This window comes from Chryseobacterium sp. UYP7 (assembly GCF_056279225.1).
Map to the genome: position 1 here is coordinate 373,907 of NZ_JBWBQW010000002.1, position 16,495 is coordinate 390,401.

At 37.0% G+C, this 16,495-nt stretch carries 12 protein-coding genes; 5 read left to right on the forward strand and 7 right to left on the reverse strand.

What is annotated here, in order from left to right; all coding sequences use genetic code 11:
- Nucleotides 1-33: 33 nt before the first annotated feature.
- The 5 genes from ACZ9HT_RS06005 (at nucleotide 34) to ACZ9HT_RS06025 (ending at nucleotide 6,512) form a co-directional block, all read left to right on the forward strand.
- Complete coding sequence (locus ACZ9HT_RS06005; RefSeq protein ID WP_476039555.1) at nucleotides 34-951, forward strand: M23 family metallopeptidase; 918 nt, start codon at nucleotides 34-36, stop codon at nucleotides 949-951.
- Nucleotides 952-1,291: 340 nt separating this feature from the next.
- The gene (locus tag ACZ9HT_RS06010) at nucleotides 1,292-3,409 is read left to right on the forward strand and encodes a type IA DNA topoisomerase (protein WP_476039556.1); all 2,118 of its coding nucleotides are present in this window, start codon (nucleotides 1,292-1,294) and stop codon (nucleotides 3,407-3,409) included.
- A 282-nt stretch (nucleotides 3,410-3,691) separates the two neighbouring features.
- Entirely contained in the window at nucleotides 3,692-4,192 is a 501-nt protein-coding gene (locus ACZ9HT_RS06015; protein ID WP_476039557.1) for an FKBP-type peptidyl-prolyl cis-trans isomerase, read from the forward strand.
- Between the two features lie 91 nt (nucleotides 4,193-4,283).
- Nucleotides 4,284-5,270 (forward strand): alpha/beta hydrolase, encoded by a 987-nt coding sequence (locus ACZ9HT_RS06020; RefSeq protein ID WP_476039558.1) that lies wholly within the window; start codon nucleotides 4,284-4,286, stop codon nucleotides 5,268-5,270.
- A gap of 111 nt (nucleotides 5,271-5,381) precedes the next feature.
- Nucleotides 5,382-6,512: a DsrE family protein gene (locus ACZ9HT_RS06025; protein WP_476039559.1), complete on the forward strand. Its 1,131-nt coding sequence runs from the start codon at nucleotides 5,382-5,384 to the stop codon at nucleotides 6,510-6,512.
- Here ACZ9HT_RS06025 and ACZ9HT_RS06030 read toward each other — a convergent pair.
- From ACZ9HT_RS06030 to kdpA, 7 genes are all read right to left on the reverse strand, one after another.
- Nucleotides 6,509-7,420, reverse strand: coding sequence for a c-type cytochrome (locus ACZ9HT_RS06030; RefSeq protein WP_476039560.1), 912 nt, complete (start codon nucleotides 7,418-7,420; stop codon nucleotides 6,509-6,511). The genes ACZ9HT_RS06025 and ACZ9HT_RS06030 overlap by 4 nt on opposite strands.
- A 191-nt stretch (nucleotides 7,421-7,611) precedes the next feature.
- The gene (locus ACZ9HT_RS06035) at nucleotides 7,612-9,321 is read right to left on the reverse strand and encodes an ATP-binding protein (protein ID WP_476039561.1); all 1,710 of its coding nucleotides are present in this window, start codon (nucleotides 9,319-9,321) and stop codon (nucleotides 7,612-7,614) included.
- Nucleotides 9,322-9,371: 50 nt separating this feature from the next.
- Nucleotides 9,372-10,484, reverse strand: a complete 1,113-nt coding sequence (locus tag ACZ9HT_RS06040) for a sensor protein KdpD (protein ID WP_476039562.1) — start codon at nucleotides 10,482-10,484, stop codon at nucleotides 9,372-9,374.
- A 195-nt stretch (nucleotides 10,485-10,679) separates the two neighbouring features.
- On the reverse strand, nucleotides 10,680-11,762 hold the full coding sequence (locus tag ACZ9HT_RS06045) for a porin (RefSeq protein ID WP_476039563.1): 1,083 nt from the start codon (nucleotides 11,760-11,762) through the stop codon (nucleotides 10,680-10,682).
- A gap of 239 nt (nucleotides 11,763-12,001) precedes the next feature.
- Complete coding sequence (kdpC, locus tag ACZ9HT_RS06050; protein ID WP_476039564.1) at nucleotides 12,002-12,559, reverse strand: K(+)-transporting ATPase subunit C; 558 nt, start codon at nucleotides 12,557-12,559, stop codon at nucleotides 12,002-12,004.
- A gap of 181 nt (nucleotides 12,560-12,740) precedes the next feature.
- On the reverse strand, nucleotides 12,741-14,783 hold the full coding sequence (gene kdpB / locus ACZ9HT_RS06055) for a potassium-transporting ATPase subunit KdpB (RefSeq protein ID WP_476039565.1): 2,043 nt from the start codon (nucleotides 14,781-14,783) through the stop codon (nucleotides 12,741-12,743).
- 17 nt (nucleotides 14,784-14,800) lie between these two features.
- Nucleotides 14,801-16,495: a potassium-transporting ATPase subunit KdpA gene (kdpA, locus tag ACZ9HT_RS06060; protein ID WP_476039566.1), complete on the reverse strand. Its 1,695-nt coding sequence runs from the start codon at nucleotides 16,493-16,495 to the stop codon at nucleotides 14,801-14,803.

Here is a 16,495-nt window from a genome sequence, read left to right on the forward strand (position 1 = left end):
GAAAATTTTAAAACAGTATTTCAAAATAAAAGAATGAAGAATTTTTTAAGCAATAAAAAAAATACAAACGTGCTTTTAGGAGCATTACTACTCCTGGTTTTCGGTCAGGCATTATATATCGGAAAACTTTTCATAGAGAAAGATAGTAAGGAATATGAAGTGAACATTGTTCAGATCAATACCCAAAAAGACAGCATTGATTATTCTGAAATGCGCAACGATCTGGTTTTGGTGGATAATACGGTTCGGGAACTGAACTCGTTTCTGGCGTCTAAAAATATTACGGACGGAAAAATTTCGATGCTTGCCAAAGACAGCCTTTCCGACGCGGTTTATCTCGCAAAACAAAGTAATCGTTACAGCCAGTATTTGGTTGATCTTCAAAATAAATTACAGCAGGTTCCACTAGGGATTCCGACGGATGGCTATATTTCTTCAAACTTTGGAAAACGCGTAAATCCAATTCCATTTAGAAATGTTTTGTTGGCATCGATAGGAAATTCGAAACCTGCAGTTAAAGCTGTTCCGCAGTATGTGGAGGAAAAGGACAGTCTAGGAAATGTGATAAAGAAAACTTTGATTAGTCCGACGGACAATAAGATCGCGGAGAAAAATAATCCGCCAGCAGAAGCTGATCAAATTCAGTTTCATAAAGGTTTAGACATTGCCGTGGCTTACGGAACCGATGTTCGTGGCGCGGCGAAAGGAACGGTAATTTTTGCGGGTGTAAAAGGCGGTTATGGGAATTGTGTCATTATTTCTCACGGAAATGGTTTAGCCACGCTTTACGGACATCTTTCTCAAATTTTAGTGAAAGCAAATGATGTCGTGAATGTGAATCAGGTGATCGCAAAATCAGGAAATTCGGGGCGTTCTACGGGACCTCATCTCCATTATGAAGTTCATAAAAACAATACGCCGGTTAATCCGAAATTGTTTATGAATATTTAAAGGAATAGATTTTAAAATACTGACGCTTCTGGATTTTTTCGGGAGCGTTTTTTTTGCATAAAGAATTACGATCTTTTAAATCAATTTGTACTAATTTAAACTTTTTTAAACACAAATTTCACAAATGGAATTTCACAAATAGCACGGTTGTTTAGTGTCATTTGTGAGAACATTTGTGGCATTTGTGTTAGAAAAGTATCGGTTAATTTTCATTCTTGAGATTTAAACTTATGAAATCCTTTTTAAGATTTGGAAAGAATTTCTTTTCCCTTAATTTCATCCATTTGTTTAGAAAAATTTACTCAAATTTGCAGCACGTCCAGAAAATGAAGATTGAATTATGAAATTATGTATCGCTGAAAAGCCAAGTGTTGCCCGAGATATTGCCAAAGTTTTAGGTGCAAACATGCCTAAGCAAGGTTATTTCGAAGGAAATGGTTATTGGGTGACTTGGACGTTCGGACATTTTTGTACGCTGAAAGAACCGCATGATTATGAACCGCATTTGAAATCCTGGGCACTATTTAATCTTCCCATTATTCCCGAACCTTTTGGAATTAAATTAATTTCTAATCCGGGCGTCGAAAAGCAGTTTAAAACAATTGAAAAACTGGTTGCAGACTGCGAGGAAGTTATCAATTGTGGTGATGCAGGACAAGAAGGAGAACTCATTCAACGCTGGGTTTTGCAAAAAGCGAAATGTAAAAAACCGACAAAAAGACTTTGGATCTCTTCCCTAACTGAAGAAGCCATTAAAGAAGGTTTCTCGAATTTAAAACCTGCCGAAGATTATCAGAATCTTTATCTCGCCGGAAATGCACGCGCAATTGGGGACTGGCTTTTAGGAATAAATGCCACGCGTTTATTCACAAAAAAATTTGGTGGAAATAAAACGGTCCTTTCTATCGGGCGCGTTCAAACGCCAACTTTAGCCATGATCGTCCAGCGACAAAAAGAAATCGATGCTTTCGATACCGAAGATTATTGGGAACTGAAAACGAAGTACCGCGATGTTCTCTTCACTGCCGCCATAGACCGTTTAAAAACAAAAGAAAAAGCCGAAAAAGGTCTGGAATATTTAAAGCAAAACCTTTTTGAAATTATCTCTTTCGAAATTAAAGCAGGAAAAGAAAAGAACCCTCGACTTTTCGATTTGACGGCGTTACAGGTTGAAGCGAATAAAAAATATGGTTATTCTGCGGAAAACACTTTGAAATATATCCAAAGTTTATACGAGAAAAAACACACGACTTATCCGCGTGTTGATACGACTTACCTTTCCGAAAGTTTGCATCCAAAAATTGCTGGAATTCTTCAAAGTATGAATTTTTATAGGGAATTGACCGCTCCGCTTTTGGCTCAAGCGATTCCGAAATCGAAAACCGTTTTTGATGATTCGAAGGTCACCGATCACCACGCGATTATTCCGACGGAAATTCCGCCTTCTTCGAATTTGAGCAGAGAAGAAAAATTAATTTATGATCTGATCGCGAAACGGTTTATCGCCGTTTTTTATCCGGAATGTAAAATTTCCAATACTTTGGTGGAAGGTCAGGTTGGAACGATTCCATTCAAAACTTCAGGACGACAAATTCTGGAATTAGGATGGCGTGAAGTTTATGTTAAAGATAAAAAAGAAGAGCCCGAAAAAAGGGATAAAGACGAGGAACAGACGATTCCCGAATTTAAAGCCGGCGAAAAAGGGCCGCACAAACCTATAATTCATCAGGGAAAAACCAGTCCGCCAAAAGCTTATACTGAAGCAACTTTGCTTCGAGCCATGGAAACTGCGGGAAAACAAGTTGATGATGAAGAACTGCGGGAGATGATGAAAAACAATGGTATTGGAAGACCTTCAACGCGTGCAAACATTATCGAAACTCTTTTCAAAAGAAATTATATCGAGCGGAAGAAAAAAAATATCCTGGCGACTTCAACCGGCGTTCAATTGATCGATACGATTCAGGATGAATTACTGAAAAGTCCGGAGTTAACGGGAGAATGGGAATTCAAATTGAGAAAAATTGAGCGTGGAGAATATGATGCCACTCAATTTAAAGAAGAGCTCATCACGATGGTGACGAATTTAACAAGAAACGTGATAAACGAAAAAGCGAAAGTTATTTCCGTCACAGAAGAAATTCAACCTAAAGAAAAAAAGGAATCAACACCAAGAAAAACAGTTGCGATTATTTGGGAAGCTGAACAATGTCCGAAATGTAAAGAAAGCAAACTAATGAAAGGAAAAACTGCGATTGGTTGTTCTAATTTTAAAGGTTGTGGATTTAAAATTCCTTTTCAACTGTTTGAAAAAAAATTGACCGAGAAACAGATTCAGGATTTGATCATCAAAGGAAAATCTTCTAAACTTAAAGGCTTCACCGAACATCAGGACAGTTTAACTGAAGGCGTTTTGCGATTGACTCATGATTTCAGTGTAGAATTGAAAGCTGATTAGAAGTTTCACGCAAAGACGCAAAGTTTTTACGCAAAGACCGCAGATGATTTTTAATTAGATACATCGGACAACAAGATGTACTTCGGAAATTCGATTTTGCAAAAACTTATTTGAACTTTGATTTTCGTTTTAAAATTAGAAAGCTATTGTGACTTTTGTGGGTTAAAAATCCAATTTAATCTAAATTCTTACCTTTGCACCTGAACAAGATTAACCTGAAATTTAGTCTTTAAAATAGATATTTAATAAAAGGATTTAGAAATCCTTCTTAACATTAACCTCATGACAATAGACAAAAATCACGTTGTAGCTTTACAATACACGCTTCACGCAATCGAAGACAATGGTGAAAAAACGTTCATCGAAAAAACAGATGCTGAAAATCCTTTCACTTTTTTATATGGTGTTGGAATGATGTTGCCAAAATTTGAAGAACATCTTCAGGGGATGGTTGCAGGAGATAAAAAATCTTTTACCATCGTTCCGGAAGAAGGATACGGCGACAAAGATGATGACGCAAAAACAGAATTGCCGATCGCAATGTTCGAAGAATCAGGTGTTCCGCCAGTTGGAGCGATTTTACCTTTGCAGGATCCTGAAGGAAATCACCTGAACGCAATCGTTTTAGAAGTAACTCCAGAAGCGGTTATCGCAGATCTTAATCATCCAATGGCAGGAAAAACTTTACATTTCGACCTGGAAGTAGAATCAACCCGGCCAGCAACGGAAGAAGAATTAGATCATGGTCACGCTCATGGCGTTCATGGTCACGAAGAGCATTAAAAAAAAATTTTCTCTTACAAATAGAAGGCTACGATTTATTCGTAGCTTTTTTTAATTGAAGCTGTTAAACTTTTAGTTCTACAGAAAAAGAATGTTAGTAAATTTGACAAAAACAACCATGAAAGAGCATGAAGCCAATTACTGTCCTGACATCCTTGGAGAAGGTTTTGAGCAATTGATCCTATCTTTCCCAGACGATTATGAAGGTAAAGTCATTGCAACCTTAATCCGTAAAAAATCTGCGCAACTATCTTCAAAAGCTATCTTATACATCCACGGTTTCAACGATTATTTCTTTCAGGACCAAATGGCAAAGCGATTTAATGAGGAAGGCTATAATTTCTACGCGCTGGATCTGCGAAAGTACGGCCGATCTTTATTGAGTCACCAAAAACTAAATAATGTTCGATCGCTATTAGAATATGACGAGGAAATAAACGAAGCTTTGCAGATCATGAAGTCTGAAAATAACAAAGAAGTTATTCTAATGGGACATTCTACCGGTGGGTTGATCGTGACCAATTATGGAGGAAATCATTTAAAAAGCGGTTTATTTCAGGGCATCATTTGCAATAGCCCGTTTTATGAATTTAATATGAATGCTTTTGAGAGAAAAATAGGCATTCCGCTAATTTCGTTTTTAAGTATATATTTTCCGAACAAAACCATTTCGCCCGGTCTTTCAGAATTGTATGGTTATAGTCTCCACAAAGATAAATATGGTGAATGGGACTATTTGCTGGCGTGGAAACCGCACGAAATTCCAGATGTGAATTTAAGTTTTATTGGTGCCATACATCATGCCCATAAAAAAACTCAGAACAATCTGTATTTAGATGTACCAGTTCTTGTATTGCACAGCAGTAAATCGATTTATGAAAAAAAATGGTCGCCCAGATTTATGGAGGCAGATTGCGTTTTGAATGTGGATAATATTGAACATTATACGCGTACAATTAAAGGCAACGTCACCTCCTGCGAAATAGAAAATGGCATGCACGATTTAGTTTTATCCAAAAAACCAGTGCGAAATGAGGTTTATAAAAAAATGTTTGAGTGGTTAGATAATTCTTTTTAAAGGTCAACCAAAACAAATTGATGACGGTTTTTTCAGAAGATAATTTAAGGAACAAAAAATATTTATCTGAATATAAAATATCTATACCTTTGATTATTAAAAAACTACATCATGAAAACTAAATTATTATTTGCCGCACTGCTGGTTTATACCTCGGCATTATGGGCTCAAACAAAAGGAGATGCTTCCCCGGAAAACAAAAAATTCTATTTCCCGGCTGCATCATTTACAAACACCAAAGATTTCGAGAAAAACCTTGATAATCTGGTGGTAAAAATAGCACCATTAGAAATTAATGAAAAAACGCAGAAATTTTCCGAATATGCAGATGCTATTTATCTCCTACAGAAAAATTATAAAGGTTTAGCAGCGTATTCAAAAAACGAAAACTTTCCTAAAACAAGCATTCCGCTGAAGAATTATGCAGAAGCGATGATTGCAGATCCAACGCAAGGAACGCAGTTCAAAAAGACATTTACCGATAACTTTACGAAAGACTTCAATAAACTTCACGAATCAAATAAAACCGCAATTGCCAATATCTATTTTGATCAAAAGATGTTAATCGAATATATGAAAATGGCGAATGATTACAAAGAGCAACTTTCTAAAAGTACAAGCGATAGTATTTCTTACAAAGACGCAAAAAAATTGCTCAGCTTTCAAGGCCTGGATCTCGTAAGCAACACGATTTTACCTTTAGGAAAAAATGTGGTGAAAGGTTACGTTCTGGAATATTTTCAACCGTTTATTACGGGAAACATGTTTATGTCTGTTGTGAAACCTACCGATGTAAATGATTTACCCGATATTTCTAAGGATTACAAACTTATTTTTGAACTCACCGATTTCAGCGGTAAAAATGATAAGGAAACTGCCTTCAAAAATGAAAATATGCCGCTGGTTGAAGCGGGCAGAATTCTCAATCTACATATCGCTTCCGGAATTCTCCCTGAAAAATTGAAGATGGTTTTTGTGGTTCACGGTTCTGCGACTGATATTTTACTGAAAGATGATCTGTACAAAGCGAAATATAAGATCGACAATCCTAATCTCAACCTGATCAAACAGATGCAAACCAAAGGGGCGAAGTTTGTCGTTTGCGGACAGATCATGAGTTGGGACGGCTTAAAATTATCCGATCTTATGGAGAATGTAAAAGAAGCTTTCTCTGCAAAAACGGCACTTTCAAATTATCAAACTCAGGGTTATGTTCTTTTCAAATTTGAGGAGAATAACTAATCATTTCTTTTTCGGAAATTGAGAATCGGTTGGTAAGGTCCATATTTGTGCTGTTGTTCTGAGAAGGAATCAGCAAAAGGTCCAAAAGCGTAATCAACCGGTTTTGTTTTTAAATTTGGCCAGTCTTCACTGAAAAATTTTTCGGGTCGGGATTTTGAAATAATATACGCAGCAACATCCCAAGCTTCCTCCTCGCTGAGAACTGGCTTTTCATGACTTGCAATATCGTAAGGCATATTGTCATAAATAAATCCGGAGAGTTTTTGAATTCTATTTAATCCTGCAAAAGTGTTATAAGAATTTTTACCCCAAAGTGGTGGATAAATAAAATAGGATTGGGATTTGTCTTTGGCGATTTCACCTTCGCCATTTATTCCGTGACATTGTACACAGTTTTTTTCGTACGTCGGTTTTCCCTTTTCCGGATCTGCGGCTCTCGTTAAAAGTTGCAGTTTTTTTATCCCAGATTCTTTTGGAATGGTATTTTTCGGAATGTGTTTTCCAACAGAATTAATGTAATCGATCATCGCCTGAAGTTCAAGACCATTTGTTGAGAGCGTATCGCCATTTAAACTTCTTTGAAAACAGTCGTTAATTCTTTTTGAAAGCGATTCTACTTCCCCACTTCTTTGTCTGAATTTTGGATAATTCGCGAAAACCGCTTTATAATTATTTCCGTAATCCCGGGTTCCTGCATCCAAATGACAATTGGTGCAGTTCATCCCATTTGAGGTTTGAGAAAGACTTCCATTAGGACCAAAATATTTTGAAGTATTGAGAATAAGATCTTTTCCGTAAGCGATATTTTTCTGGTAAATCTCATCTTTATTTTTTTCCACAGAAATCACTTCTATTTTCTTGGAACAGGAAATTAGAGTGAAAATCACAAGAAAAAAATAAGTTTTCATCAGTTTCTAACTAATGTAAAATTACATATTTTTCTTTATCGTACTGAAAAATAGACAGGTAGAAATAAATTCCTTCAGTCTAACTTAAACGAATCCAATTGTAAAATCGAGTCATAGTCGAAAGTGGAAAGCAATAAAAAAATTCGCTATTGTGTTTTACTAAGTTTTAAACCTTCTTTGGTAGAGCAAAGCTACAAAATCATCCAGAAAATACTTCCCTCGTTAACTGTGCTTTCTACGCCGATTTCGCCACCCTGTTTTTCAATAAAATTTTTGCTGATGGCCAAACCTAAACCTGTTCCGTTTTGAAAATCTTCAGGCACTTGAAAATAACGGTCGAACACTTTGGAATGGTATTTCGAATCAATTCCTTTCCCAAAATCCTGTACTGAAAATTTGATTTTTTCTGAGATTTTTTCGGTTGAGATAATTATTTTTTGTCCAATCTCAGAATGTTTGATGGCGTTTGTCAGAAAATTATTAAGGACCCAAATCGTCTTATCAAAATCTGCATTAATGGTCGCATTATCATCTGTTCTGAAATCGGTTTCGATTTGGATTTCTTTATTTTCAGCAACGATCAAGTTATTTGAAACCGCTGTTTTTACCAGGTCTGAAACTTTACAGTCTTTAATATTTAAGCGGATATTTCCACTTTCTGCCTGAGATAAATTCAATAATTCCCCGGTTATATTCAGTAATCTGTCCCCATCTTCTTCAATGCTTTTCAAGAGTTCTTTCTGTTGCGTATTCAGATTTCCGAATTTTTCATTTTTGAGCAACTGAGTTCCCATTTTCATGGAGGAAATTGGCGTTTTCAATTCATGAGAAACCGTCGCGATGAAATTAGTTTTCGCAAAATCAAGCTCTTTATGCGCTGTTACATTTCTTAATAAAATCACTTTTCCAGCTTCTTTTTTCTCTGTTTCTCCGGTTGGAATAAAGTTGATGGGAATAATTTCCTGTTCAAAATAACTTTCTTTATTATCGGCAAAAATTTTAATGGGGAAATCGGTCTTATCATCTGAAGCCGCATTACGAAGCAATTCCCGCAGCAAATCATTATTAACCGCAACATCGGAAGCAGATTTTTTAAAAATATCTTCCCGAACCAAACCCGAAACTTTTAAAGCTTCTTCATTTATAAAATTGATGAAATTATTTTCATCCAAACCAATTACAGGGTCATGCATATTCGCGATCAATGTTTCAACGCGTTTTTTATCCAGCAACTGTTTCGATAAGTTGCTGCTTTGGTATTCCTCCAGTTTTTCTGCCATTGAATTGAAGGAATTTGCCAAGTCTTCAAACTCTTCGCTGCCTTCAAAATGAACGCGTTCATGGTAATTTTTATTCGCAATTTGCTTGATACTTTCCGTTAGTTCCCTGATCGGACGTGCAATATTTCCAGGCAAATTAAAAAGCAAGGTAAATGCAATTAAAAAACAAACACTTCCCAAAGAAATCACCCAGGTTGTCGCGGTCTGCGAGGTTGCAATCGCGGTATCACTTTTCTGAACGATAGCGCTCATGTTCAAACGCATAATTTCCACCAGATCATTTCTGATGAGTTTTTCGGTCTCAGAATTCGGTGTTTGCTGAAAAGTTTGAAAATGAGTATTTAAACTTTCGTAGGAATCATTTTCCCCGATTTCTGTGATATTTTTACCTTCAAGGCTCAAATTATTTTTGAAAATCTCAATCTGCGAAGAGTCTGAATCTACTTTATCCAAAGCCAACATCATGTTTTTGGAATATTCCAGAGAGTTGTAATTGGCAATCAGAATTTTTTCTGTGTCCGATTTTTGTTTGTAAATATTGATGGCACTAACGACGGAAAGCAAGACGATCAATAGAAATAAAAGTCCGACACCGAGCGTGAGTTTGGTTTTAATTTTCATTTGAAAATAATTAAGCGAAGTGATTTTTTAAAGACATTTTGGATACAAATTTAAGACAGAATAATGATATCCACTTTTTCATTCATCATCTTGTTGACAAAGTTATGAAACCAATTGAGTCGAAAAACCTGCTGAAAAAAATTATGGTGCGGTTTTCCGATGCAAACGGTGGTAATTTTGTTTTCTTGAACATATTCCAGGATCGTATCTGAAATATATCTCCCGTTTTTCTTCACGACTTGAGCACCCATTTCCTGCGCAAAATTTAAATTATGAATGAGATATCTCTGTTTATCCAACGCAATTTTATCTGCGTTTTCCTTTGGCAACTGAACATACAAAACCGTCCATCTGCTGTTATAATAGCTCGCCAATCTCGCAGTTTTTCGGATCACCGCTTTTGCCGTTTTCTCGTTGCTGCTGATGCAGGCTAAAAATTTTTCGGGACGGGAATTAACCGATTTTGTAACTTCCGTTTCTACTTTTTTCTCTACGTGTGTTGCAACTTCTTTCAAAGCCAATTCCCGCAATTGCAATATATGATCGCTTTTGAAAAAGTTATTCAGTGAAGTTTGAATTTTATCTGCGGGATAAATTTTTCCTTCCTTCAAGCGTGAAATTAATTCATCTGCAGTTAAATCAATGTTGACGACCTCATCTGCAAGCGCCAGAATTTTATCGGGAACTCTTTCTGTGACTTCAATTCCAATAATATTTTTTACGCTTTCATTCAAACCTTCTATATGTTGAATATTAACGGCGCTGATAACATTGATTCCGGCTTCCAAAATTTCCAGCACATCCTGCCATCTTTTTTTGTTGGCACTTCCTTCAACATTCGTGTGTGCCAATTCATCAACCAGCACAATTTCCGGATGGTCGTTGATGATCGCCTGAACATCCATTTCCTCCAAATATTTTCCTTTGTAGAAAATAGATTTCCGTGGAATGACGGGAATTCCTTCTACCAAAGCAATTGTTTCTGCCCGAAGATGCGGCTCAATGTAGCCAATTTTAATATCAATTCCATGTTTCAGCAAAGAGTGCGCTTCCTGTAACATTCTGTAGGTTTTTCCCACACCGGCGCTCATTCCGATATAAATCTTGAATTTTCCGCGTTTGGATTTTTGAATGAGGTCGAGGAAATGTTCTGCTGAAGACATTTTTTTACATTTAAGTTTTTAATACTTGAAGGAAGATTTTTTAACCACAAAGTCACAAAAGTGGACTGTTTTAAAAGTTGAAGTCAAAGTTCACAAAATTGAAAATCTGTCGATTTTCGTTGGTGCGGTTTGTTCTATACTTTCTATTTTCTAACAAATTAAATCTTTGTGACTATGTGGTTAAAAATTTCAGTTTCAAAACCAGGCTGAAAGACTTGTGGTGACAAAGAAATTCGTACTTTCGGGCATATTATCTTTCATAAAGATAGCATCTTTCGAAGAAAAACCTCTCGCTTCAGTTCGCCATAAAATATTTTTATGAATTTCATGATCCACGTTCAGTGAATATCCAAAAGTTTGAAAACCATTTGGCGTTGTAGTTCCGATGATTACGCCTTTTTCGTCGTTGTAATATTCTACCCTACCCCCAATTTTTGTTCGGTCAGTGATCGAATATCTTAATAATAAATTGGGAGAATACCATAAATTATATTTCTCACTTCCTTTTGCATTCTGTTCGGCACCTGCATCAAAACCAGCAATTCCGGACCATTTTTCTCCGAGATTAAAATTCGCATATAAATCATGAAAATAGCGCATCTTTTTCTCCGCCGTTGGTTTATCATTTCCGATAAACGAACTGCTGTTTAAACTGAAATTATCGGAGAATTTATATGTGATCTGATGTCCAAAAGCTAAAGTTTGATTTCCTTCCGGACGCGCAATTCTTTGCCATCCGTTTAAAACCAATCCACTCAGAAAAAATTTGCCATTATCGGAAGTATAAGAAATCTTCGCACCCGTTTCGAAATAAGGCGAATTTTCCGCTGCAATACTTCTTGTTAAGGTCAAATTATCTTTTCCGATCGCACTTTCCCATCCAATATGAGAAGGCATAATTCCGGCATCGATCCAAATATTTTTCTTTTTAGAAATCTTGAATCCAATATTTGCTTCATTGACATGTTTCAATAAATCCTGTTCTGCCGACATGTTATCCTGCGGGTAAGTTCCTGCCATCAAAGCTAAATTGGCGCGCATATTTTCTGTAGAATAATTCGCTTTTACTAATCCCAAATTCAAATTAAACTCATTGTGCAGGTTGTAGGTATAAAGAAAAGGTTGGCGAATGTGATTATCGGGCTGATTGAAATCGTAGGAGTAAAAAATTTCGGCGTATCCGGAAAAAGTAACTTTTTGAACTGCAGTTTCTGTTTGTTCCTGTGCATTAAAAATTCCAAAAGCCAATATTGAAGCTGATATAATTAATTTTTTCATTGTTGAAAAAGGGTATGAAATTGTATTGTTTTTTTAAAAGAGTTTCATTTTGAAACTTAAGATTTTGTCTAAAAATCTTTAACCACAAAAGATAGAAAAGGCCGATTTTGTTTGCTGTCAAAAGTTTGCATATCGATGGGAATCTTAACAATTATAAAATGTTGCTTGCTTCTGCAGATCACTTTCCATCTGGACTTTTTCTACTTTTGCGGTTTGAAGATCTTATTTCTAGAAAGTGATTATTTAAGCTGATCCAGCGAGGCGTTTAACTTCAGCACATTTACTTTTTGAGGTGCGAAGAAAACGATGTTCTCATCTGCCGAATTTTGAGTGATCAATTCTTCCACTTTGTCGGTCGATAAATTTCTGGCTTTGGCTACTCTATCGATTTGAAATTCTGCAGCCTGAACGGAAATATTCGGATCCAGACCACTTCCGCTTGCGGTTATTAAATCAACCGGAATTTTAACTTCCGTCATGGTTGGGTTTTGAATTAACAAGGTGTCGATTCTTTTTTGAACGTCTGCTAAATACTCCGGATTGTTCGGGCCTTTGTTGCTTCCACCACTTCCTGCAGCATTATAATCCACGGCAGAAGGTCGGCCATGAAAATATTGGGGAAGCGTAAATTGCTGTCCAATATTCGCATACTGTCTTTTGCCATTCACATTAATTTGTTCTGCTAAACCTTTATCCGGCGTGATTTTTCCAATTCCAAAAACGAACAAGGTGTAAACTCCGATGACTGCGACCATTCCTAAAGTAAGTACTAAAGCGGGTCTGATATATTTTTTCATTTTTTAAGATTAAAATTTTATTTACTGACTGTTTTTTTATTTTTAAAAACTTATTATGCTGAGGGCGATTCTTGCAGCCCGACTTGAATGAAGCTCTTTTTGTGACGAGGAACGAGGAGCAAAAAAGCGGGAGTGGAAGGCGGAATTGTCTGCCCAAATAAAACCCGCCATTTTACTATAACTACATAAATAAAGTCACCAAAAGATCGATCAATTTGATTCCGATAAATGGAACGATAATTCCGCCAAGTCCATAAATTAAAAGGTTTCTTCGCAACAATGCACTTGCACCGATTGGTTTATATTCAACCCCTTTTAAAGCCAATGGAATGAGGAATGGAATAATGATCGCATTGAAGATCACTGCTGATAAAATCGCGCTTTGTGGACTGTGCAAATTCATAATATTTAGAAATTGCAGAGCCGGAATAAACGTGATGAACAGGGCTGGAATAATAGCAAAATATTTGGCGACATCATTTGCAATAGAAAATGTGGTCAATGTTCCGCGCGTCATTAAAAGCTGTTTACCAATTTCTACGATCTCGATCAGTTTGGTTGGATCATTATCTAAATCTACCATATTACCGGCTTCTTTCGCTGCCTGAGTTCCGCTATTCATCGCGACACCAACATCTGCTTGAGCCAAAGCCGGTGCGTCATTTGTTCCATCACCCATCATGGCGACCAATTTTCCGCTTTCCTGTTCGCGTTTGATGTAATTCATTTTATCTTCCGGTTTGGCTTCGGCGATGAAATCATCAACACCCGCTTTTTCGGCAATAAACTTGGCGGTTAAAGGATTATCTCCTGTTACCATTACGGTTTTCACGCCCATTTTACGCAACCTTTGGAAACGTTCGTTCATTCCGGTTTTTATGATATCCTGTAATTCGATAACGCCCATCACCAAACCATTTTTCAAAACAACCAACGGAGTTCCGCCATTATTGGAGATCATTTCCACCGATTCCTTTGTTTCGTTTGGAAAAGTATTTCCAGCTTTTTCCGTCATTTGTTTGATGGAATCGAACGCCCCTTTTCTAATTTGCGTTCCGTTAAAATCCACTCCGGAGCTTCTTGTTTCAGCAGAGAATTCTATAAAAGTTGGATTTTCGATGATTAGATTTTCTTCAGGTAAATTAGCGAGTTCCAAAATCGATTTTCCTTCCGGTGTTTCATCTGCCATTGAACTTAAAGCCGCAGCTTTAATAAATTCTTCCATTGATATTCCGGTAGCTGGATAAAATTCTGTGGCTTTTCTGTTTCCTATCGTAATTGTTCCTGTTTTATCTAAAAGCAAAACATCAATATCACCTGCAGTTTCTACGGCTTTTCCGGATTTTGTAATTACGTTTGCGCGCAACGCTCGATCCATTCCTGCAATTCCGATGGCTGAAAGTAAACCTCCAATTGTGGTTGGAATTAAACAAACGAAAAGGGAAATAAAAGCCGCTATTGTAATTGGTGTTTGAGAATAATCTGCGAACGGTTTCAAGGTCACGGTTACGATGATGAAGACCAAAGTAAATCCAGCCAATAAGATCGTCAACGCAATTTCGTTGGGCGTTTTCTGGCGACTTGCGCCTTCAACCAAAGCAATCATTTTATCCAGAAAACTTTCGCCAGGTTTCGTGTTTACTTTTACTTTAATCCGATCCGAAAGAACTTTTGTTCCACCTGTTACTGAAGATTTATCGCCACCTGCTTCACGAATAACCGGTGCACTTTCTCCTGTGATGGCGCTTTCATCAATGGTCGCTAAACCTTCAATAATTTCTCCATCCATTGGGATTTGATCTCCTGCAACGCATAGAAAAACATCTCCGAGTTGCATTTGTGCTGACATTTTTTGAACGGTTTTTACCTCGAAGCCACGTTTATTATCTACAATCAATTTCGCCGGCGTTTCTTCCCGTGTTTTTCTCAACGTATCTGCCTGAGCTTTTCCACGGGCTTCTGCTATAGCTTCGGCAAAATTTGCAAATAAAACGGTGAGGAAAAGGGTAATAAAAATGGTGAAATTATAACCGAAACTTCCCTGACTTTTTTCTCCCATTAAAGTCCAGATGGAAACTACGAACATCACAACTGTTCCAACTTCCACCAAAAACATAATTGGGTTTTTGATCATCACCCGTGGATCCAGTTTTATTAAAGACTGTTTCAGCGCTTCATTGACTAAATCTTTTTGAAAAAGACTTTGTGTATTTTTTGTATTCATTTTCTAATTATCAAAAATTATTTGGTGATCGAAGTCAAATATTCTGCGATCGGTCCTAATGTTAAAGCCGGGAAGAAAGCCAGTGCAGCAATCAATAAAATCACGCCCAAAGTCATTAAACCAAAAGTCGGCGTATCTGTTTTTAAAGTTCCGGCACTTTCCGGAATGTATTTTTTCTGAGCCAACAATCCTGCAATTGCAACAGGTCCTATGATCGGTAAAAATCTGGAGAGAATTAAAACAATTCCTGTCGCGATATTCCACCATTGCGTGTTATCGCCCAAACCTTCGAAACCGGAACCGTTATTTGCTGAAGCGGAAGTGAATTCATACAACATTTCGCTAAACCCGTGAAAGGAGCGATTATTTAAAGTTGCCGTTCCAAATTGCGGTTGATAAGCCGTTAAAGCTGTTCCTGCGAGAATTAAAAGCGGATGTAAAAGTGCGATCATCATGGCGATCTTCATTTCTTTCGCTTCGATCTTCTTTCCTAAAAATTCCGGCGTTCTTCCTACCATTAAACCACTTATAAACACGGCGAGAATAATGAAGACCAGGTAATTTAAAATTCCGACTCCAACTCCACCGTAAAAACAGTTGATCATCATCGCCAAAAGCATATTCATTCCGGAAAGTGGCATATAACTGTCGTGCATGGAATTCACAGAACCTGTGGAAATTACGGTCGTTGCAACACTCCAGTAAGCCGAAGCGGAACTTCCAAAACGTATTTCTTTGCCTTCCATATTTCCCAGAGAAATATTGGCTCCCATTTCCTGTAATGCGGGATTTCCGGCATTTTCAAAGGCGACATTCATGGCCATTAAGGATAAAAATCCGATGGACATAACGGCAAAAATAGTCCAGCTTAATTTTCTTCTTTTAATAAAATATCCAAAAGCAAAAACGAGGGCGAAAGGAATCAACATTTGCGAAACCATTTCCGTAAAATTGGAAACATAACTTGAATTTTCTAAGGGGTGCGCCGAATTGGTTCCGAAAAACCCGCCTCCGTTTGTCCCTAAATGTTTAATGGGTACAAAAGCTGCCACCGGACCGGTAGAAACATCGATGGTTTTACCTTCCATTGTGGTAATTTTATCTTTCCCGTTAAAAGTCATCGGACTTCCGCTGATCAATAAAATCGTTCCTATAATAAGACAAATCGGAATTAAAATTCTGGTAATCGATTTTGTAAAGAAGACGAAAAAGTTTCCTAAATTCTCCGTCGTTTTTTCTTTGAATGCAACGAAAACATGCGCAACTGCGGCCATTCCGGTTGCTGCAGAAACAAATTGTAAAAACAATAAATACAACTGTCCGAAATAACTTAATCCACTTTCTCCCGAATAATGCTGTAAATTACAGTTGACGATAAAGGAAATCGTGGTGTTAAAAGCTAAGTCGACCGTCATTCCTGGATTGTTATCCGGATTTAGAGGCAACCAGTTTTGATTCATTAAAATAAACATCCCCATTAAAAACCAAACAAAATTGATCGAGATTAAAGCCATCATATTTTGTTTCCAATTCCAACCCGTTAATGGATTGATGCCGGAAATGCGAAAGAATAATTTTTCAATTGGATCAAAGATAAAATCCAAAAATGTTTTTTCGTGTCCATAAACTTTAGCAATGTATTTCCCGAGTGGGATTGCCAAAAGCAAGGTGACTACGAATAGGAGAACAAGTCCCAGTAATTCTATATTCAT